Source organism: Xanthomonas arboricola pv. juglandis (assembly GCF_001013475.1).
GTDB lineage: Bacteria > Pseudomonadota > Gammaproteobacteria > Xanthomonadales > Xanthomonadaceae > Xanthomonas > Xanthomonas arboricola.
Genome location: NZ_JZEF01000003.1, coordinates 314,849 through 333,482, shown reverse-complemented (window position 1 = coordinate 333,482; position 18,634 = coordinate 314,849). Strand labels below are relative to the sequence as shown.

General features: G+C 67.3%; 18 protein-coding genes and 1 tRNA gene. 2 read left to right on the top strand and 17 right to left on the bottom strand.

From position 1 onward, the window contains the following. Positions 1-87 precede the first annotated feature (87 nt). Positions 88-1,695 (top strand): propionate catabolism operon regulatory protein PrpR, encoded by a 1,608-nt coding sequence (gene prpR / locus XARJCFBP2528_RS12310; protein ID WP_016903131.1) that lies wholly within the window; start codon positions 88-90, stop codon positions 1,693-1,695. Between the two features lie 187 nt (positions 1,696-1,882). Here the strand turns inward: prpR and XARJCFBP2528_RS12305 are convergent, their stop codons facing one another. The 14 genes from XARJCFBP2528_RS12305 to XARJCFBP2528_RS12240 form a co-directional block, all read right to left on the bottom strand. Beyond that, on the bottom strand, positions 1,883-2,209 hold the full coding sequence (locus XARJCFBP2528_RS12305; RefSeq protein ID WP_016903130.1) for a hypothetical protein: 327 nt from the start codon (positions 2,207-2,209) through the stop codon (positions 1,883-1,885). Between the two features lie 307 nt (positions 2,210-2,516). Then, positions 2,517-2,591 (bottom strand) — tRNA-Val (locus XARJCFBP2528_RS12300). A 227-nt stretch (positions 2,592-2,818) separates the two neighbouring features. Continuing rightward, positions 2,819-3,172 (bottom strand): PilZ domain-containing protein, encoded by a 354-nt coding sequence (locus XARJCFBP2528_RS12295; RefSeq protein ID WP_026064467.1) that lies wholly within the window; start codon positions 3,170-3,172, stop codon positions 2,819-2,821. Continuing rightward, positions 3,169-4,128: a DNA polymerase III subunit delta' gene (locus XARJCFBP2528_RS12290; protein ID WP_016903128.1), complete on the bottom strand. Its 960-nt coding sequence runs from the start codon at positions 4,126-4,128 to the stop codon at positions 3,169-3,171. Before XARJCFBP2528_RS12290 ends, XARJCFBP2528_RS12295 begins: the two co-directional genes overlap by 4 nt. Next, positions 4,125-5,189, bottom strand: a complete 1,065-nt coding sequence (gene mltG, locus XARJCFBP2528_RS12285) for an endolytic transglycosylase MltG (RefSeq protein ID WP_047124742.1) — start codon at positions 5,187-5,189, stop codon at positions 4,125-4,127. Before mltG ends, XARJCFBP2528_RS12290 begins: the two co-directional genes overlap by 4 nt. 60 nt (positions 5,190-5,249) lie before the next feature. After that, entirely contained in the window at positions 5,250-6,605 is a 1,356-nt protein-coding gene (locus XARJCFBP2528_RS12280) for an aminodeoxychorismate synthase component I (RefSeq protein ID WP_016902513.1), read from the bottom strand. A 181-nt stretch (positions 6,606-6,786) separates the two neighbouring features. Further along, the gene (fabF, locus tag XARJCFBP2528_RS12275) at positions 6,787-8,022 is read right to left on the bottom strand and encodes a beta-ketoacyl-ACP synthase II (RefSeq protein ID WP_024938455.1); all 1,236 of its coding nucleotides are present in this window, start codon (positions 8,020-8,022) and stop codon (positions 6,787-6,789) included. Between the two features lie 141 nt (positions 8,023-8,163). After that, on the bottom strand, positions 8,164-8,403 hold the full coding sequence (gene acpP, locus XARJCFBP2528_RS12270; RefSeq protein WP_002814322.1) for an acyl carrier protein: 240 nt from the start codon (positions 8,401-8,403) through the stop codon (positions 8,164-8,166). Positions 8,404-8,558: 155 nt separating this feature from the next. Beyond that, positions 8,559-9,302, bottom strand: a complete 744-nt coding sequence (fabG, locus tag XARJCFBP2528_RS12265; RefSeq protein ID WP_016902515.1) for a 3-oxoacyl-ACP reductase FabG — start codon at positions 9,300-9,302, stop codon at positions 8,559-8,561. Between the two features lie 82 nt (positions 9,303-9,384). Next, entirely contained in the window at positions 9,385-10,329 is a 945-nt protein-coding gene (fabD, locus tag XARJCFBP2528_RS12260) for an ACP S-malonyltransferase (protein WP_016902516.1), read from the bottom strand. A gap of 104 nt (positions 10,330-10,433) precedes the next feature. Further along, on the bottom strand, positions 10,434-11,216 hold the full coding sequence (locus tag XARJCFBP2528_RS12255) for a BUD32 family EKC/KEOPS complex subunit (RefSeq protein WP_016902517.1): 783 nt from the start codon (positions 11,214-11,216) through the stop codon (positions 10,434-10,436). A gap of 60 nt (positions 11,217-11,276) precedes the next feature. Further along, the gene (locus XARJCFBP2528_RS12250) at positions 11,277-12,254 is read right to left on the bottom strand and encodes a beta-ketoacyl-ACP synthase III (protein WP_026064327.1); all 978 of its coding nucleotides are present in this window, start codon (positions 12,252-12,254) and stop codon (positions 11,277-11,279) included. Positions 12,255-12,344: 90 nt separating this feature from the next. Beyond that, positions 12,345-12,539: a 50S ribosomal protein L32 gene (gene rpmF / locus XARJCFBP2528_RS12245; RefSeq protein WP_003483870.1), complete on the bottom strand. Its 195-nt coding sequence runs from the start codon at positions 12,537-12,539 to the stop codon at positions 12,345-12,347. A 97-nt stretch (positions 12,540-12,636) separates the two neighbouring features. Further along, positions 12,637-13,146, bottom strand: coding sequence for a YceD family protein (locus XARJCFBP2528_RS12240; protein ID WP_024938451.1), 510 nt, complete (start codon positions 13,144-13,146; stop codon positions 12,637-12,639). A gap of 110 nt (positions 13,147-13,256) precedes the next feature. Between XARJCFBP2528_RS12240 and XARJCFBP2528_RS12235 the strand changes: the two genes are divergently transcribed. After that, positions 13,257-13,832 carry a Maf family protein gene (locus tag XARJCFBP2528_RS12235; protein ID WP_016902520.1) on the top strand — a complete coding sequence of 192 codons (576 nt, stop codon included), beginning with the start codon at positions 13,257-13,259 and terminating at the stop codon, positions 13,830-13,832. Between the two features lie 101 nt (positions 13,833-13,933). Here XARJCFBP2528_RS12235 and XARJCFBP2528_RS12230 read toward each other — a convergent pair whose 3' ends face one another. Genes XARJCFBP2528_RS12230 through XARJCFBP2528_RS12220 form a run of 3 tightly spaced genes read right to left on the bottom strand, consistent with a single transcriptional unit; the run spans position 13,934 to position 18,611 of the window. Beyond that, positions 13,934-15,766 carry a membrane protein gene (locus tag XARJCFBP2528_RS12230; RefSeq protein ID WP_016902521.1) on the bottom strand — a complete coding sequence of 611 codons (1,833 nt, stop codon included), beginning with the start codon at positions 15,764-15,766 and terminating at the stop codon, positions 13,934-13,936. Beyond that, the gene (locus XARJCFBP2528_RS12225) at positions 15,766-16,761 is read right to left on the bottom strand and encodes a glycosyltransferase (protein WP_087962302.1); all 996 of its coding nucleotides are present in this window, start codon (positions 16,759-16,761) and stop codon (positions 15,766-15,768) included. Before XARJCFBP2528_RS12225 ends, XARJCFBP2528_RS12230 begins: the two co-directional genes overlap by 1 nt. Positions 16,762-16,769: 8 nt before the next feature. Further along, on the bottom strand, positions 16,770-18,611 hold the full coding sequence (locus XARJCFBP2528_RS12220; RefSeq protein WP_016902523.1) for a glycosyltransferase family 39 protein: 1,842 nt from the start codon (positions 18,609-18,611) through the stop codon (positions 16,770-16,772). Between the last annotated feature and the right edge of the window lie 23 nt (positions 18,612-18,634).

The following is an 18,634-nucleotide window of genomic DNA, read 5'->3' as shown; positions in this document are numbered from 1 at the left end:
TGATTCGACTGGACCAGCTAGCGCCGAATGTTGCAATACTGCAACGCGCCAAGCACGATGCAACATCCCTGCAACGCGACGCCACCGATGCGCAGCCCCCGATTTATCGAGCCGACGGAGACCTCTGGCCCCGTCATCTGGACCGTCAGCGTCTCTCGCCTGACCGGCCTGCTGGCCGACGTCATCCCCGAGTTCGACCAGCGCGCGCGCATCGAGCAGGTCAACCTCGGCTTTGCCGAGGCGGTGGAGGTCATCGGCCAGCGCCTGCGCCGCGAGCGCTGCGACGTGCTGGTCGCCGGCGGCTCCAACGCCGCCTATCTGCGCAGCCGGCTCGCATTGCCACTGGCGCCGATCCAGGCCACCGGATTCGATCTGATGGAAGCGCTGGCGCGCGCACGCCGCATCGCACCGCGCATCGGCGTGGTCACCCATGCCACCGACGTGCCCTCATTCCGCGCGTTTCAGGACAGCTTCGACCTGGACATCGAACATCGTCGCTTCGTCACCGCCGAGGACGCGCGCGACTGCATCGCCGACCTGCGTGCCAGCGGCATCCAGGTCATCGTCGGCACCGGCATGGCGATCGATTTCGCCGAGCAGGCCGGCTTGCCCGGGGTACTGCTGTATTCGGCAGATTCGGTCCGCCTGGCACTCGAGCACGCCATCGCGCTGGGGAGCGCACCCGGCAACGATCACTCCGCCAGCCGCACCGGCACCCGACGGGTACGGCGCACCGACGCATTGCTGGGCGACGATGCTGCAATCACGCAGGTGCGCGAGCTGGTGCAGCTGTACGCCCCACATCCGGGCACCGTGCTGATCAGCGGCGAGACCGGCACCGGCAAGGAACTGGTCGCACGCCAGTTGCATGCCGGCAGCCGCCGGCGTGGCCGCTTCGTCGCCATCAACTGCGGTGCCATCAGCGAGTCGTTGCTGGAGGCGGAATTGTTCGGCTACAGCGACGGCGCCTTTACCGGCGCACGCCGCGGCGGCCATGTCGGCCTGATCGAAGCCGCGCAGGACGGCACGCTGTTTCTCGACGAAATCGGCGAACTGCCGATGCCGCTGCAGACACGCCTGCTACGCGTGCTGGAAGAGCGCGAAGTGCTGCGGGTTGGCGCCACCCTGCCGGTCGCCGTGGACGTGCGCGTGGTCGCCGCCAGCCTGCAGCCGCTGCAGGCACTGGTCGAGCAAGGATGCTTCCGCCGCGACCTCTTCTATCGCCTGGCAGCGCTACGCATCGCCCTGCCGCCACTGCGCAACCGCCCCGACGAGATCGCCTTGTTGCTGGCGCATTACTTCCAGCACCTCGGCAACATGCCTTCCCCGCTGTCATCGATAGCACTGCAGCGGCTGCAACAGCACGCATGGCCGGGCAACGTGCGCGAATTACGCAATCTGGTCGAGCGCCTGTGCATTCATTGGAAGGCACAACCGCGCCACAGCCTTGACCTGGATCAACTGGAACGCTGGGCACCTGAGCTGTTCGAGATGCGCATTGGCGATGGCGATGGCGCAGCAGCACCCGGGCACACCGATCTTGCGAGCTCGCGCCTGCAACTCACCGCAGCGGCGGTCCGCGCAGCGCTCGATCGCGCAAACGGCAATCGCGCCCTCGCCGCACAGGCACTGGGCGTCTCGCGCACGACGTTGTGGCGCTGGATGCAGGCACACGCAGCGGCATCGCGGGATTGAGATACAGGCCTCGCCTGGCCGGGCTGCACGCGCAGACCTGTTTCGCGAATCTTCACAACGCCAGCCGCGCGCTCGCGGCGACAGGTCATGCGCCGCGTTCCACACGCCGGGGGTGCTGCCCCATTGGTGATGTGATCACACGCAGCGCCGCTATCCAGCACCCGCCCATTGAACGAGTGCGCAGCGATCACTTGACCCGCATGTACTCGGTATCGCCCGTACTCAGGTGCCCGGTCGCCTGGTCGATCGCATAGTTGACGGTGCCATCGGCGCCGGACACCTGCAGCACGCCCTTGTTCAAGATCGCCGGATGATTCTTCGTCCTGACGCCGCCGCCGAGCCGCTCCGGCGTGGTATCGCGAATGATGAAGCTCTCGCCGTTGTGCTCGATGCTGAGCACGTTCTTATCCGACGTCGTGTTGACCCACCTGCCCACGTACTGCTCGCCCACATCGCGTGCACAGCCGGCCAGCAACGCCATCGCAACCAGAGCACTTCCAAGCAGCGCCTTCATCGCCACTCCTTCTTCAACGCGGGGGACTGCAGGATGGCGATTCGTTCCCGCGCCTGCAACAAGCAGGCACAACCGGATGAACAGGCCTGTCAGCGACTTGAACAAGTCGTTGGGATCAACGGGCTCTGCATCCCACTCGCACGGATAGCGGCGACACCTGCGATTTGACGGCATCGGCTGGTCCACATCACTTCAAGCGAGCCAGACGCCCAAGGCGGTTGCAGGAGCGCCTTCAGGAAAACAAAAAAGCCGGCGCATGGCCGGCTCTTCTTCTCGCGTTGAAACCCTTGTTGTTGCTGGATTTCGATGGTGGGCGGTACAAGGTTCGAACTTGTGACCCTTGCCGTGTGAAGGCAATGCTCTACCGCTGAGCTAACCGCCCGGTGACGCGAGCCGCACATTATAGGGCAGCTGCGGCGATCGTCAACAGGTTCATCGGCGACGGCGGCAATGCGCTCGAAAACGCCCCATTCCGGTGGCTGGGCGTGGCGCCATGACTCCCTGGCGCGACGCTGTGGCAGTCGATTCGGCGCCGTCAGATGCCCGATACGCCCGTCGATGCCCCGCGCCAGACAACGGCGATCACGCGCGCGACCGCAGCGCGCCGCATCACATCGTGTGCGTCGGCTTGTCGGAGGTCGTCAATCCCGCCAGCAGCGTCTCGATCTTGTTGCGCACGCTCTCGCCTTCCTGGCCGTCCGGGAACTGCACGCCGATGCCGGCGGCGCGGTTGCCCTGCGCACCGGCCGGGGTGGTCCAGATGACCTTGCCGGCAACCGGCAGGCGTTCGCTGGAGTCCGGCAGGGTCAGCAGCAGGAAGACTTCGTCGCCGAGCATGTAGCGCTTGGGCGTGGGCACGAAGATGCCGCCACCTTTCACGAACGGCATGTAGGCACTGTAGAGCGCCGGCTTGTCCTTCAACGCCAGCGACAAAATGCCCTGGCGTGCATTCATTGCACTCATCGAGTTCCCCTAGAACGTGCCGGACGCTCTCCCTCGCGCCAGGCCAGCAACAATTCCGTCACCGCCAGATCGGCGCGGACGGTGGTGCGCAGCAGGTCGCGGGTGCGATTGGCGGCGTCGAACCAGGTCGCCAGCTTGTGCAACCGCGATGGATCGGTCAAGCCGGCCGATGCCTGTGCCAGCGCAAGGTCCGCCGCGTGGCGCAGCCGTTGGTCGGCCTGGCCGTCGTTGGTCCAGCGCTGCGCAACCTCCACTGCGCCGGCGCGCCCGGCGGCGATCTGTTCCAGGTCCTGCGCCACCGCGCGCCGCACCGCCAGGCCATCCTCGCGCAGCCACTGCGCCGCAAGCCCCGGATGACCGCGCGCGGCGTCCAGCGCTTCCTGCGCAGCCCGCTCGTCGACGCCCTGCGACAGCAGCCAGGCCAGCGCCTCGTGCGCGGGCGGCAGCTTGAATTCCAGCCGCTGGCAGCGGCTGCGGATGGTCGCCGGCAAGCGTGCCGGCTGCGCGCTGATCAGCCACAGGTAGCGCCCCGGCGAGGGTTCTTCCAGCGTCTTGAGCAGCGCGTTACAGGCAGCGCGATTGATCGCATCGGCCGGGTCGACGATCACGATCTGGGCGATGCCGTACTGCGGGGTCAACGAGAGCTTTTGCGAAATCTCGCGCACCTGCTCGATCACGATCTCGGTGCGCAGTTTGTCGCCGGTGCGGTTGGGAATGAACGAGATCAGCTGCAGGTCCGGGTGAGTTCCGGCGGCGATCAGCTGCCGGCTGCGCTGCGCCAGCGCCGGGTCCGGCGAGCTGGCCAGCACGTGCTCGGCCAGCGCCAGGGCCACCGCACGCTTGCCCAGGCCATCCGGCCCGCAGATCAGCAGGCCGTGCCCGAGCCGGCCGGCGTCCAGTGCCGCCAGCGTCTGGTCGTAGGCGCGCTGCTGCCAGGGTGAAAACGCAGTGGTCATGGAGTGGGCTCCGGTTGCGGCAGGCGACGGCGCTGCAGGTAACGCGCCACCGCGGCATTGTGTTCGGCCAGGGTGGCCGAGAACGCATGCGCGCCGGTGCCATCGCCGACCGCCACGAAGTACAGGGCATTCCCCGGCGCCGGACGCACCGCCGCCAGCAAGGCCTCACGGCCGGGCATGGCGATCGGCGTCGGGGTCAGGCCGGTACGTGTGTAGGTGTTGTACGGCGTATCGGTGGTCAGGTCGCGGCGACGGATATTGCCGTCGTAGCTGCTGCCGATGCCGTAGATCACGGTGGGGTCGGTCTGCAGCTTCATGCCCAGCTGCAGGCGGCGCAGGAACACGCCGGCAATCAGCGGACGCTCAGAGCCCAGCGCGGTTTCCTTTTCGATGATCGAGGCCAGGATCAACGCCTGTTCCGGCGAGCCGAGCGGCAGATCGGGCGCGCGCTGCTCCCAGGCCTGCGCCAAGGCCTTGTCCATGGCCAGGTGGGCACGCTTGAGCACGTCCAGATCGCTGTCGCCGCGCTGGTAGAGATAGGTTTCCGGCAGGAAGCGTCCTTCCGGGTGCTGGTTGGCGAACCCCAGCCGCGCCATCAACGCCGCATCGTCCAGCGCAGCGATGGATTGCTGCAGCGGCGTGGCGGTGGCGATCGCGGCGCGCAGCTGGCGGAAATTCCAGCCTTCCACGATGGTAAAGCGGTACTGGATCACCCGGCCCTGGCGCATGCGTTCGAGCAGCTCGCGCGGTGACAGCGCCGGCGCCAGCGCGTATTCGCCCACCTTGAGTTTGCCGGCCGCATCGACCTGGCGCGCGAGCAACTGCCATTCCAGATCGGTGCCCTGCGCCACGCCGGCGGCGCGCAACTTGCGCAACGTGGCCTTGAGCGAATCGCCGGGCGCGATCACCACGCTGGGCGCGCTCGCGCTCACCGGTGTGTCGGCAAAGTGCAGGTAATGCCGCCACGCCACCAGCCCCGCAATCGCCAGCAGCGCCACGAGCAACAGGGCCGTGCCCAGCACGGCCAGACATCCACGTTTGCCAGTCACCGCCACACGCACCTCGTCATTGCCCCAGCGCCGCGCAGGATACCGCGCGCCGGTGATGTCCCGTTGAAGCGCTCATGCCTGGTCGAAGGCGCGCAGCACGCCGCGCGCCTTGGCGCGGGTCTCGTCCAGTTCGCGCTGCGGGTCCGAATCCACCACGATCCCGGCGCCGGTGCGGAAATGCACCTGCTCCCCGGCCACCTCGGCGGTGCGGATCAGGATATTCAGATCCATGTCGCCGTCGCGATTGAGCCAGCCGAATGCGCCGGTATAGGCGCCCCGCGCGGTGCGTTCGAGCTCGGCGATGATCTGCATGCAGCGCACCTTCGGGCAACCGGTGATGGTGCCGCCGGGAAACACCGCGGCGATCGCCTCGCCCGGAGTGACGTCGGCGCGCAGACGGCCGCGTACATTGCTGACGATGTGGTGCACGTGCGCGTAGCTTTCCACGCCCATCAGCTCGTCCACCTCCACCGTGCCGGGCGCGCAGATGCGTCCCAGGTCGTTGCGTTCCAGGTCGATCAGCATGACGTGCTCGGCGCGCTCCTTCGGATGGCCGACCAGCTCGCGGATGCGTGCGGCATCGTCGTCGCCGGCAAAGCGCGCGCGGGTACCGGCGATCGGGCGCGTCTGCACCACATCGCCCTGCACCGACACCAGCCGCTCCGGCGAGGAACTCACCACCGCGCGTCCTGCCGCGACGAACAGGCCGGCAAACGGGGCGGGATTGGCCGCGCGCAGGCGCGCATGCAACGCCGCCGGATCGACCGCCGCGGCGAACCTCGCATGCCAGGCGCGCGAGATATTGGCCTGGAACACATCGCCTGCGCGCAGATAATCGAGCACGCGCTCCACTGCTTCGGTGAAGCGCTCCGGCGCGTCCTCATCGACAGCCAGCGGCCCGACCCAGCCGGGCAACGGCGGCAGCGCGGCGCAGGCGGCGATGTCCTCGACGATGCGGGTCAGCAGATCCTCGCGGCCCGGCTCGGCCAGCGCGATGCAGCGGCCTTGCACCCGGTCGCGCAGCACCGCGGCAGGCGCGCGCAAGGCCAGTGCACTCGGCAGGCCATCGCTGCGCGTGGGCAGCTGCAGAATCGGTTCGACCTGCGCGGCCAGTTCGTAATCCAGCAATACCGCCCAGCCGCCGCGAAACGGCCAGGGGCTGGTCGCATCGTGCGGCACGCGCTCGGCCTGCCAGGCCGCATCCAGTGCCTGCAGAAAGCCGCCGTCCAGCACGCGTCCATCGCCGTCGCGCGTGCGCCCATCGGCATCCAGCCGCAGGCGTGCGCCGTCTGCAAGCAGCAGCACATCCCAGCGACCGTGCGCGTTGCCGGAGGCGGTGGATTCGAGCAGTGCCGGATACCGCTGCGGCGCCAGCCGATGCAGCGCCAGCAGGTCGATGTCGGCGTGCAGGGGTCTGGTGAGCGTCATCGGCCGGTTGGGCGTGGGGTGCTAAGAGGCGCCGCCCTGCGAGAGAGGCAGGGCACACATGAAGAGAAGGATCAGCTCGCGGAGCGACGTTCGGCCGCGTACACGCGCCCTGCCCGATCGCCGTAACCTGGGTGCGGCGTGTACCGCGAAGCATTGTTCGCGGTACACCAACGCCGGGACGTCAGACGCGCTTGAACACCAGCGTGCCGTTGGTGCCGCCAAAGCCGAAGCCATTGGACATCACCGCATCCACCTGCACCTCGCGCGCCACGTTCGGCACGTAATCCAGGTCGCAGCCTTCGCTGGGCTCTTCCAGATTGATGGTTGGCGGAATGATGCCGGTATGCAGCGCCATCACCGAGAAGATCGCCTCCACGCCGCCGGCCGCGCCGAGCAGGTGGCCGGTCATCGACTTGGTCGAGCTGACCATGGTCTTGTAGGCGTGGTCGCCCAGCGCGCGCTTCATCGCCAGGGTTTCGGCCAGATCGCCCAGCGGCGTGGAGGTGCCGTGCGCGTTGAGGTAGCCGATCTGCTCGGGATTGAGCTTGGCATCGCGCATCGCCGCGGCCATGCTGCGCGCCGCGCCCTCGCCGTCTTCGCTGGGTGCAGTCATGTGGAAGGCGTCGGAGCTGGCGCCGAAGCCGACCAGTTCTGCATAGATGCGCGCGCCACGCGCCTTGGCGTGTTCGTACTCTTCCAGCACCAGCACGCCGGCACCGTCGCCCAGCACGAAGCCGTCGCGCTGCTTGTCCCACGGACGCGAGGCGCCGGTCGGGTCGTCGTTGCGGGTGGACATGGCCTTCATCGCGCAGAAGCCGCCCACCGAACTCGGCGAGGAGCCGCGCTCGGCGCCGCCGGCCAGCATCACATCGGCGTCGCCGTGCTGGATCATGCGCATCGCGGTGCCGATCGAATGGTTGGAGGTGGCGCAGGCCGACACGGCCGAGAAGGTCGGGCCTTTCAGGCCCTTGATCAGGCTGACCTGGCCCGGCAGCATGTTGATGATGGTGCTGGGCACATAGAACGGCGAAATCTTGCGCGCGCCGCCCTCATGGAATTTGATGGTCTGCTCTTCGATACCGAGCAGCCCGCCGATGCCGGAGCCGAGAATGGCGCCAACGCGTTCGGCATTGCTTTCGTCGATTTCCAGGCCGGAATCGTCCAGCGCCATGAACGAGGCGCCGACACCGTAATGGATGAACGAATCCATCTTCTTGACGTCCTTGGCGGACACAAAAAGCGTGGGGTCGAAATTCTTGATCTCGCCGGCGATCTTGGTGGTGAACTGCGAGGCATCGATCTGCGTGATCGGGCCGATGCCTGAGCGCCCGTGGATGATTCCATCCCAGCTGGTGGCCAGATCATTGCCTAGCGGCGACACCATGCCCATGCCGGTAACGACAACACGACGACTCATTGCAGATCTCCTCACCACGGAACGGACGGTGCTTGCGGTTTGCGGATGACGCTTGAAAAACACAGGGCCGCATCAGCGGCCCCATGGAATGTCTGACGCAGCAGCGGCTTGACGCACGCCACCGCGGTCAGGAACAACGCATCAGCTCTTGACGTGAGCCTTGACGTAGTCGATCGCCTGCTGGACCGAGGTGATCTTCTCAGCCTCTTCGTCCGGGATCTCGCACTCGAACTCTTCTTCCAGCGCCATCACCAGCTCGACGGTGTCCAGCGAGTCGGCACCCAGGTCATCGACGAACGATGCGCTGGTGGTGACTTCCTCTTCCTTGACGCCGAGTTGTTCGACGACGATTTTCTTGACGCGTTCTTCGATGGTGCTCATTGGGGATATCGCTCCAGATGGAGTAGTGGTGGTACGAAAAAAACGCCATCGGGCTGCGATGGCCGCGTTGGATAGTGTAGTGGAAGCGACCGAGCCTTGCATTGCATCACAAGTCCCGGCCGATCAGCCACTTAGCGCCTCCCGGCGCCGCACGCTCACGGCATGTACATGCCGCCGTTGACGTGCAGGGTCTCACCGGTGATGTAACCGGCGCTCGGGCCGGCCAGGAATGCCACCGCGTTGGCGATGTCTTCCGGCGCGCCCAGATGCCCGAGCGCGATCTGCTGCAGCAGGGCGGCCTTGGCCTCCTCCGGCAGCGCCTTGGTCATGTCGGTATCGATGAAGCCGGGCGCCACCACATTCACGGTGACCCCGCGCGAGCCGATTTCCTTGGCCAGCGACTTGGAGAACGCGATGATGCCGGCCTTGGCCGCGGCGTAGTTGGTCTGGCCGGGGTTGCCGGTCACGCCCACCACCGAGGCGATGTTGACGATGCGGCCCTTGCGCGCCTTCATCATGCCGCGCATCACCGCCTTGGAGGTGCGGAACACGCTGGTCAGGTTGGTGTCGATGATCGCCTGCCAGTCGTCGTCCTTCATCCGCATCAACAGGTTGTCGCGGGTGATGCCGGCATTGTTGACCAGGATCGAGATCGCGCCGAACTCCTTGCCGATCGCATCGATCAGGCCATCGACCGCAGCAGCGTCAGTGACGTTGAGCTCACGGCCGTGGCCGCCCTGGGCAGCCAGGCGCGCGCCGATCGCCGCAGCGCCGGAGGCCGAGGTCGCGGTGCCGATCACGGTGGCGCCCTGGGCGGCCAGCGTGTCGGCGATGGCCGCGCCGATGCCGCGACTGGCACCGGTGACGAGGGCGATCTCGCCCTGCAGAGGCTTGCTCATGAATGCTGTTCCTCGAGTGGGGAGCCCGCGACCGCAGCCGCGAACGATGAGGGCTGCCGGCAGCGCCGGCAGGTACGTCGAATCAGTGCGTCCACGCCTCGAGCGCGCCGGCGTAATCGGCAGGCGTGGCCAGCGGACGGGCGTCCAGGCTCTTGTCGATGCGCTTGATCAGCCCGCTCAGCACCTTGCCGGGGCCGCATTCGGCGACCCGGGTGATGCCCTGGGCGGCCAGCGCCTGCACGCAGCCGGTCCACTGCACCGGCAGGTACAGCTGCTCGGCCAGCGCCTGGCGGATCGCATCGCTGCCGGTGTGCACGCGTGCATCGACGTTTTGCACCACCGGAATCTGCGGGGCGTGCCAGCTCAGTCCGGCCATTGCTTCGGCGAGCTGGTTGGCGGCATCGCGCATCAACGGGGTATGCGAGGGCACGCTCACCGCCAGCTTGACCGCCTTGCGCACGCCGCGCTCGGCCAGCAGGGCCAGCGCGCGATCCACCGCCGCCGCATCGCCGCCGATCACGATCTGACCGGGCGAGTTGAAATTGGCCGGCACCACTACCTGGCTGCCGGCCGCCTCGGCACAGACCTCCAGCACCAGCGCATCCTCGGCACCCAGCACCGCCGCCATCGCACCGACACCGGCCGGCGCGGCGGCCTGCATGAACTGGCCGCGCAGCCGCACCAGGTGCGCACCGTCGTGCAGCGACAGCGCGCCGGCAGCGACCAGCGCGGTGTATTCGCCCAGGCTGTGCCCGGCCAGGACCGCCGGGCGCTGCCCGCGCTGCGCATTCCACAGCCGCCAGACCGCCACACCCGCGGCCAGCAGGGCCGGCTGGGTATATTCGGTGCGGTTGAGCATCTCTTCCGGGCCGCCCTGGGACAGGGCCCACAGGTCGACGCCGGCGCCATCGGAGGCTTCGGCAAATGTTTCGCGGATCTGCGGGTGCAGCTCGGACAGTTCGGCCAGCATGCCCAGGGACTGCGAGCCCTGGCCGGGGAACACGAAGGCGAGAGTGGATTCGGTCACGCGTTGCTGCCTACAAAAATCGAGCCGGGATGATACGTGCGAAATCGCCCCGGCGTCTGTACTGCCGCGTATGCAAGGCCCGTCCGGCGCGACCGCCGGCACACTTACAGCAAGGCGTTGAGCAGGTCCATTTCGCCATCGGCGAGCCAGTCCACGCACATCACCAGCACCAGCACCACGGCCAGGGAGGTCGCCGCGTGAATGGCTAAAATGGCGCGCGCCAGCGCCCCGGCCGAGCGCCCCAGGCGACCGGTGAGCTGCGCAAACCGCTGCAGGCGCCCAGTCACCACATGCGCATGCGCCGCCACCGCCGGGCCGGCCGCATCGAAGGCGCCCGTCATCAACCGCTGCAGCACCTCGCGGCGGCCACGGTAGTACTTGGCCACGCCGTAGCCGAACACCAGCCAGTCGCGCGCCTGGGCCTGCGCCAGGTCCATCACTTCCAGCGGATCTTCTTCGAAATCGATGAAGCCGACCGCCTGCCCGTCGAAGGTCATGTTGCGCGGAAGCGGCTGGCCGAAGTACGCGCCATCGCGATGGGCAGCAGCAATGGCGGCCACTGCCAGCGCGATCAGGCGGTCGCGCTCGGGCGCGTCGGCCTCGCGCAGGCAGCTGGCAAAGGAGCGGCCGTTGTCGCTGAGCACCAGGGCTGCCTGCCCGCAACCGACCACGCGCGGCACATTCACCGCTTGCGCCTGCAGTTCGCCGAGCCGGCGCGCTTCCAGATCGCGCGCGGCATCGCCGCCACGGTGCGGCGGTGGACGCAAGGCGTCCAGGCCCCAGCGGCGGGCGACGAAGTTGAGTGCTCCGAGCGAGACCGCCCGGCTGTCGCGGCGGTACTGCTTCAGCCAGACGCGCTGTCCGGCGATGACGATGGGTTCTGCCATAACGGGTCCGTCCCTGACGCTGTCAGGCATCGCCGGCGGACGCGGCGCTGCCTGCGGAACTCAGTAGCGCAGCAGCGCCGAGCCCCAGGTAAATCCACCACCGAACGCTTCCAGCAGCAGCAATTGACCCCGCTGCACGCGGCCGGAGCGTACCGCTTCGTCCAGTGCCAGCGGCACCGAGGCCGAGGAGGTATTGCCGTGGCGATCCACGGTGACGACGACCTGCTCCATCGGCAGATCCAGCCGCTTGGCGGTGGCTTCGATGATGCGCAGGTTGGCCTGGTGCGGGATCAGCCAGTCCAGGTCGTGCTTGTCGTAGCCATTGGCGGCCAGGGTCTCGTCGACCACCGAATCCAGCGCCTTGACCGCGTACTTGAACACGTCGTTGCCCTTCATCAGCAACGCGCCACCGCCGTTCTTGCCTTCACCGAAGCCCACCGACACGCCGACCGGATCCCACAGCAGCTCTTTCTTGCTGCCATCGGCGTGCAGATGGGTGCTGAGGATGCCGGTGTCTTCGTCGGCCTTGAGCACGACCGCGCCAGCGCCATCGCCGAACAGCACGCAGGTGGTGCGGTCGGTCCAGTCGACGATGCGGGTCAGGGTTTCGGCGCCCACCACCAGCACGGTCTTGGCATCGCCGCTGCGCACGAACTTGTCGGCCACGCTGAGCGCGTAGACAAAGCCCGAGCAGGCGGCGTTGACGTCCATCGCGCCGCACCCGACGTTGCCCAGCCGCGCCTGCAACAGGCAGGCAGTGGACGGGAAGATCAGGTCCGGGGTGGTGGTACCGACAACGATCAGGTCGAGCTGGTCGGCGGTGACGCCGGCCGCTTCCATCGCCTTCAGCGAGGCGAAATACGCCAGGTCGCTGGTGGTCTGGTCGTCGGCGACGATGTGACGCTCACGGATACCAGTGCGCGAGAAGATCCATTCATCGCTGGTGTCGACGATCTTGGACATGTCGTCGTTGGTCAACACCTTTTCGGGCAAATAGCTACCCGTGCCCGCGATTCTGGAATAGATCCGCTTGCTCATACTGTTCCCTGTTGCAAGAGCCGCGGTGATCGGCGGCTCCGGAAGAAGCGAGGGTCACCCGGCAGCGTCGAACGCGCCGGGTGCCACGAATCAATCTTCTTGGACGGCCGACGACTTGGTCGCAATCACCTTCTTGCCGCGGTAGTAACCGTCAGCGGTGATGTGGTGGCGCAGATGGATCTCGCCGCTGGTCGGATCGGTCGACAGCTGCTTGGCGGTCAGGGCATCGTGCGAACGACGCTGGCCGCGACGCGACGGGGTAACTCGGGATTTCTGCACAGCCATGGGATTGCTCCAACTTAAGTTCGATAACTTGTCTGTCGAGTCGAACAGGACGCTTCACGCCCGCGCCGACCTGTCTTTCCGCCCTTCACAGCGGCGGTTACTGTTTTTTGAACGCTGCCAGCGCCGCGAACGGACTGGCCTTGTCTTGCTCTTCCTGGGTCGGAACCCACTCGGCCTCGACGGCCTCGCTGCCCGGCGCCATCGGCACCACTGGTATCGACAGGACCAGTTCGTCCTCGACCAGATCCGCGGCCCGCAGCATGCCATCTTCCGGCACCAGCAAGGCCTCGTACTCGGCCGGCAACGCAGCTTCGTCGGCTTCGTCACGGATCAAACCAAGACGCTGTCTGATTTGCACCGGATACAGAAAACGCTGCAGGCTACGCTGGCATGCCAGCGGAAGCTCGACATCGACACTGAGTTCGACATAGGCGACCTTCAGCAGGTCGTCATGATCGAACTGGAGCGAATAGACACACTCGCCCTCGGTATCGACCAAGCTCCCTTGCAGGCGGGTCATCGCAGAGAGCGGGATGCGGCCATCGAAGCGCCTGCGCGCTGCGACCATCCGCCAAGCATCCAGCATTTCGGGTACGTTCGCGGACATAAGCCGCAGAATGTTAAAGATCCGCCGACGCCCTGTCAAATACCCCTATTCACGCGCCTCGCAAGGCGCCAAGGCTGGCAGACTCCCCTGCCCGTCCTGTGCAGCACCCCATGATGCCACGCCTGATTCTTGCCTCCACCTCTGTCTATCGGCGCGAGTTGCTCGGCCGGCTGCGCCTGGACTTCAGCACCGCCCGGCCGGAGGTCGACGAGCAGGCGCAGCCTGGGGAGCGCCCGGACGCGCTGGCCAGCCGGCTGGCTGCCGAAAAGGCGGCAGCGGTGGCTGCGCAGGCGCCCGACGCCTGGGTGATCGGTTCGGACCAGGTCGCCGACCTGGATGGCCTGGCCCTGGGCAAACCGGGCACGCTGGAACGGGCGCATGCGCAGCTGACCGCGATGTCCGGCCGCGTGGTGCGCTTCCATACGGCAGTGAGCCTGGTCGGCCCTGGCCGCACCGCGCACGCGCTGGACCTGACCGAGGTGCAGCTGCGCCCGCTGACGCCCGCCGGGATCGACCGCTACCTGGCCGCCGAGCCAGCGCTGGATTGCGCTGGCAGCTTCAAGTGCGAGGGCTTCGGGATCAGCCTGTTCGACGCCATTCGCTCGCAGGACCCCACTGCCCTGGTCGGTCTGCCGCTGATCGCGCTGGCACGGCTGCTGCGGCAGGCGGGGTTCGAGATTCCGTAAGAATTGCCGTGCGGCCAGGAGTGAAGGCCGCGCACGCACGGAAAAGATCGGGCACGAGCAAAACTCCCCAATCCCCAATCCCTGCACCCAGGCACGCAGCCCTAATCGGGCCGAGTCAACTCACAGAACTGATACGGATAATCGGCCTGCCCCACGCGCGAGGACAGCGTGCGGCAGCGCGCAGGGTCCAGCGTCAGCCCGTACGCGGCCAGGCGCTGCTGCGCGGCCTCGCGCACGGCATGGTCGGCGGCGGCGATGTCCAGCGCCCTGCCCTTGGCAACGTGGAGTACGCAGCGGCCCGGCTGCGATGCATCCAGTTCGGCACGCAGACCATGTGCGATCAACCAGCGCAGGCGTGTGCATTGCGGTTGCACGCTCCACCCCAGCTGCTGCGCCCAGCGATTCATCCGGTCGATCCGCAACTGCTGCTTGTCGCGCGCCGCGCCCAACATGGCGTAGAGCTGCGGCCGCTCGGCAATCAACGTGCGCACGCGCTGCCGGTACTGGTCGGTCTCGGCAATATTCGTCGCCACACCGATGTAACGCGCCTGCCGCGGAAGCAGCGGCGCCCGCCAGGACTGCGGCTCGTCGCCGACCAGCAACACCGTGGAGGCGGCAGGTTCGCCCATCGCCGGTTGCTGCACCTGGAAGCTGTCGTGGGCCCAGGCTTCATGCCCCCAATCCTTCCACCCGACCACCGCGACCAGGGCGCATAGCCCGATCAACCAGGCCGCCTTGCGATCGGCGTGTGTGGCAAATGCATGCCGGCACACGATCCAGAGCAACAACGGCGCAAGCAGCTCCAGCACCACCAGATAGCGATGGATGCTGAAAATGGCCTGCCACAGCGCGTACGCAACGCCGAAGAACACCAGCAGGACCACGGCCGAGCGATCCAGCCCGACCTGTCGTACGGGCCGGCGCAGCACGCTGCGTCCTACAGCGACCAGGGTCACCGCATACAGCACCGCCCAACCGGCCTGCACCAGACCAAGATCGCCGATGCGCTGCGGCTTGAAGGTAAACAGCAGCGGCCAGATCAGTTGCTCGCCGAGATTGCGCGGCAACCACCGCACATCGGCGATCGACACCGGCTGCGCCAGCGGCGATTTGAAGACTCCGTTGAACTGCGGAAACAGCGGATTGCCCAGGTGTTGCCAGACCTGCCAATACCAGGGCCCGGCCATCAGCACCAACACCAGCGCCGCAACGCCGGAAAGCACGCCAAGACCCAGCACGCGGGAGCGCAGCCGCCCACCATCGCACAGGACCGCCGGCACCAGCGCCAACGCGTAGAGCGCATTGGTGAGCTTGAGCGAGACGGCCAGGCCGATCAGTGCGCCGGCAATGGCCCATCGATGCACGGCATGCGTGCCCTGCCGCGCCCGCGCCTGCGCCGACAACACCAGCGCCAGCGCGGCCAGCACCGGGATCGCGCTAGCCGTATCGCCCATGGTGCCGCCAAGCCCGGACAGAAACACCGCGCTGCACATGCCGGCCACTGCAAGCAGCGGCGCCCATTGCGCGCGCCGCGCTTGCCCCGCCAATACGCGCCATGCCACTGCCGCCACCGGAACGAACACCAGCGCATGCAAGCCGCCCAGCAGCAGCCCGGCCACCGGCCCGGGAAGCTGCAGCATCAGCCAGGCATGCAGGACATCGAGCAATGGGCTGAAGTAACTCTGCATCTGCGCCGGCGCCAGATCCACGCCCAGCCGGTCGTGCGCCCAGGCATCGCCGATATAGAGGTGGTAGTTGCGCAGGTCCCAGTTGGCGTCCTGGCCCAGCCCAAGTGACAGCAGCGCACCCAGCAGCACGACCGCCGTCACCGCCGCGGCGATCTGGCGTGGCGAATGAAAGCCGAAATGGCGATCGGCCCAACCCAACAGCCGCTGCCGCCGGGCAACCGGCGTCGATGTCGCGATGGCTGCCATCAGCGGGCGGCTCCAGGTGCACGTGCAGCGACAACAGTAGCGACGCCCGGCTCGGCCAGATACGCCAGATGCTTGGCCTCGACGCGTCCGCGCGTGACCGTATCCAGGATCAGCCCGCACGCCAGCAACAGGAAACCCAGCAGCATCAGCGCCACGCACAGGATCGCCGTGGGAAACCGCGGCACCAGCCCGGTCTGGAAATAGGTTTCGAACAACGGAATCGCCAGCACGATCGACAATGTGGCGCTAAGCACAAAGCCGATGGAGAAGAACAACAACGGCCGCTCGGCCTTGAATAACTTGGCGATGGTGGTGAGGATGCGCCAGCCATCGCGCCAGGTATTCAACTTGCTTTGCGAGCCCTCCGGGCGCACACCGTAGGCGGTTTCGACCTCGGCCACCGGCATGCGCAGCTGCAATGCGTGCACGGCCAGTTCGGTTTCGGTTTCGAATCCCTGCGCATGCGCAGCGAAGGATTTGACGTAGCGCCGCGAGAACACCCGATAGCCGGACAGCATGTCGTCGAAACTGCGGCCGAACAGCAGCCCCGCGCACCGCGTCAGCAACACGTTGCCGACGCGATGACCGGGTCGATACGCGGCCTGCTGCTGATCGCGGCGCGCGCCGACCACCATGTCCAGGCCTTCGTCGATCAGCTTGCGCACCAGCGCCGGTGCGGCGGCCGCGTCGTACGTGGCATCGCCATCGACCAGCACATAGATGTCCGCTTCCACATCGGCAAATCCACGCCGCACCACATTGCCCTTGCCCTGCAGCGCCACGCGGCACACCTGCGCGCCGGCCGCCGCGGCGATCGTCGCGGTGGCATCGCTGGAATTGTTGTCCAGCACATGGATTGCCGCGCCCGGCAAGGCAGCAGCAAACGCAGCGACCACCGAGGCGACCGTCGCCGCCTCGTTATGGCAGGGCACCAGCACGGCGATTCGGATCCCGGGCACAGGCACGGGAGGGACAACAGTCATGGCGTCGGTCATTGCGTGATCTAAGGTGCGGAAACGGTGATGGGCTGTTCCCACCAGTCCTCGACGCTGCCGTCGTGGCCATGCAGGCGTAGTCCCAGCCAATACGTGCCCGGCGGCAGCGCATGCGTGTCGAAGGTGGCGTTGAAACCGACGTTGGGGTGCTGCGGGTCGGTGGAGATCTTCCAGTACGGGCGCACATCCAGTGGCGTGCCGTACTCGGCCTGCGCGACCGGGCGCCCGTCCAGCAGCAGCTCCACCTGCGACAGCCCGACGCCGTCCTTGAATGCCCAGCCGCCCACCTGCACCTGCCCGGCCACGCGCACGTCCGGCAGCGGCGTGTCGATCCAGGCCATCGCCGGAGCGATGCACGGCCCGGGCTGGCGTTGCGCCGGCAGCGCGAACAGCAGGAAGCGCTGGTAACCGTGATCGGTGGACACCACGGTAGGCGGCGGCAGCGGCCCGACCATCTCGCAGATGTCGTGGTAGCGCTTCAACAGGTCGCGGTAGCGCTGATCGCTGGGCGAGAGCACCAGCAGCCGCGGCCCGGCGCGCGTGCCATCGCTGAGCAGCCCCCACTGCTGCAGCTGGGCACTGCGCCCGTGCTTGTCGTTCAACTCCGCGCGCAGCACTTCCACGTTGGCATCGTGCAGTTGAAAGCCCAGCTCGGCACCGACCTTGAAGTTTTCCGCCAGCACGCGCGTGCCAGGCGGCATCTGCGCGAGCCGGAGCTCGACCGCGCGCGCCAGGTCCTTCCACCCGGCAAAGTTGCGCGGATAGTATTTTTCGCCGGCCGCATACGCGCGAATCGAGGGCACCGACACGGCCAGGTAATAGCCGTACGCACCCAGGGTGCCGAGCAGCGCAATCGCCCAGGCCGCGCGACGCAGCGTATGCGGCCAACGCATCAGGATCACCGGCACCGCCACCAGCAAGGCCAGGTAGCCCGGCAGCGGCCAGTGGAAGCTGATCCGCTCGGCATCGCTGAAGAAGCCGAGCACGAAGATCGCCACGGTCGAAATCCCGCCCAGCAGGCCGAAATACCGCCACTGCGCACGCGAACCGCCACCGGCGCGCGTGCCGGCCAGGCCGACCTTGAGCATCGCCCAGGCCAGCAGCGGGGTCACCAGCACCGCCTGTATCAGCAAGAACCACAGCCCGGTGATCTGAAAGCGCCAGGGATGCCGGTCGACCAGCTGGAAGCGCAGCCCGGCCTCGTCATGCTCGGTATTCCAGAACAACAGCGGCAGCCAGCTCACCGCGCCCACCGTCAGCGCCATCCAGATGCGCGGGTCGCGCATGACCGCGCGCCCCTGCGGAATGCACAGCAGCGCGATGCAGCCCACCCCGATCACCCCGGCAAAGCGGTAATGACTGAGCGCGCCGATCACCAGGCCGATGGCGAGCTCGAGCGCACTGGTGGCATCGACCTCGCGCAGCAGCCGCGCGCCGGCATCCATGCACAGCACCGCCGCCAGCGCCATCGGCACATCCGGCACCGCCAGGATGCCGAGCGTGGCCGACAACGGCATCAGCAGGGTCAGGCTGCCGGCCTGCCAGCCCAGCGTGGAGCCGAACCAGCGCGTGGCGATATGCGCGATCAACCAGGGAATCAGCGCGGCAATGGCCAGAAACGGCAGGCGCAGCGCCAGCAGATGATGCCCGCCCAGTTCCACGCCCAGCCGCGCCAGCCAGGCGGTCATGCCCGGCAGATCCGAATACGCGGCGGCCAGATGCTGGCCTTCCTGCCAGTAGAACGCCTCGTCGACGAACAGCGGCAGCCGCGCGGCGATCAACAGCTTGACGGCCGTCGCCAGTGTCCACAGGATCACGAAGGTGCGATGTGCGCGTTGGTCCCCTTGCATTGCCCTGTGCACTCTTCTTCCAC

What these genes read in the sequence shown, in the direction of transcription:
- prpR (WP_016903131.1), top strand. Translation starts at nt 88, where the DNA reads ATGCGCAGCCCCCGATTTATCGAGCCGACGGAGACCTCTGGCCCCGTC.
- XARJCFBP2528_RS12305 (WP_016903130.1), bottom strand. Translation starts at nt 2,209, where the DNA reads ATGAAGGCGCTGCTTGGAAGTGCTCTGGTTGCGATGGCGTTGCTGGCC.
- XARJCFBP2528_RS12295 (WP_026064467.1), bottom strand. Translation starts at nt 3,172, where the DNA reads ATGAGTGCAATGAATGCACGCCAGGGCATTTTGTCGCTGGCGTTGAAG.
- XARJCFBP2528_RS12290 (WP_016903128.1), bottom strand. Translation starts at nt 4,128, where the DNA reads ATGACCACTGCGTTTTCACCCTGGCAGCAGCGCGCCTACGACCAGACG.
- XARJCFBP2528_RS12280 (WP_016902513.1), bottom strand. Translation starts at nt 6,605, where the DNA reads ATGACGCTCACCAGACCCCTGCACGCCGACATCGACCTGCTGGCGCTG.
- fabF (WP_024938455.1), bottom strand. Translation starts at nt 8,022, where the DNA reads ATGAGTCGTCGTGTTGTCGTTACCGGCATGGGCATGGTGTCGCCGCTA.
- acpP (WP_002814322.1), bottom strand. Translation starts at nt 8,403, where the DNA reads ATGAGCACCATCGAAGAACGCGTCAAGAAAATCGTCGTCGAACAACTC.
- fabG (WP_016902515.1), bottom strand. Translation starts at nt 9,302, where the DNA reads ATGAGCAAGCCTCTGCAGGGCGAGATCGCCCTCGTCACCGGTGCCAGT.
- XARJCFBP2528_RS12255 (WP_016902517.1), bottom strand. Translation starts at nt 11,216, where the DNA reads ATGGCAGAACCCATCGTCATCGCCGGACAGCGCGTCTGGCTGAAGCAG.
- XARJCFBP2528_RS12250 (WP_026064327.1), bottom strand. Translation starts at nt 12,254, where the DNA reads ATGAGCAAGCGGATCTATTCCAGAATCGCGGGCACGGGTAGCTATTTG.
- rpmF (WP_003483870.1), bottom strand. Translation starts at nt 12,539, where the DNA reads ATGGCTGTGCAGAAATCCCGAGTTACCCCGTCGCGTCGCGGCCAGCGT.
- XARJCFBP2528_RS12240 (WP_024938451.1), bottom strand. Translation starts at nt 13,146, where the DNA reads ATGTCCGCGAACGTACCCGAAATGCTGGATGCTTGGCGGATGGTCGCA.
- XARJCFBP2528_RS12235 (WP_016902520.1), top strand. Translation starts at nt 13,257, where the DNA reads ATGATGCCACGCCTGATTCTTGCCTCCACCTCTGTCTATCGGCGCGAG.
- XARJCFBP2528_RS12230 (WP_016902521.1), bottom strand. Translation starts at nt 15,766, where the DNA reads ATGGCAGCCATCGCGACATCGACGCCGGTTGCCCGGCGGCAGCGGCTG.
- XARJCFBP2528_RS12225 (WP_087962302.1), bottom strand. Translation starts at nt 16,761, where the DNA reads ATGACCGACGCCATGACTGTTGTCCCTCCCGTGCCTGTGCCCGGGATC.
- XARJCFBP2528_RS12220 (WP_016902523.1), bottom strand. Translation starts at nt 18,611, where the DNA reads ATGCAAGGGGACCAACGCGCACATCGCACCTTCGTGATCCTGTGGACA.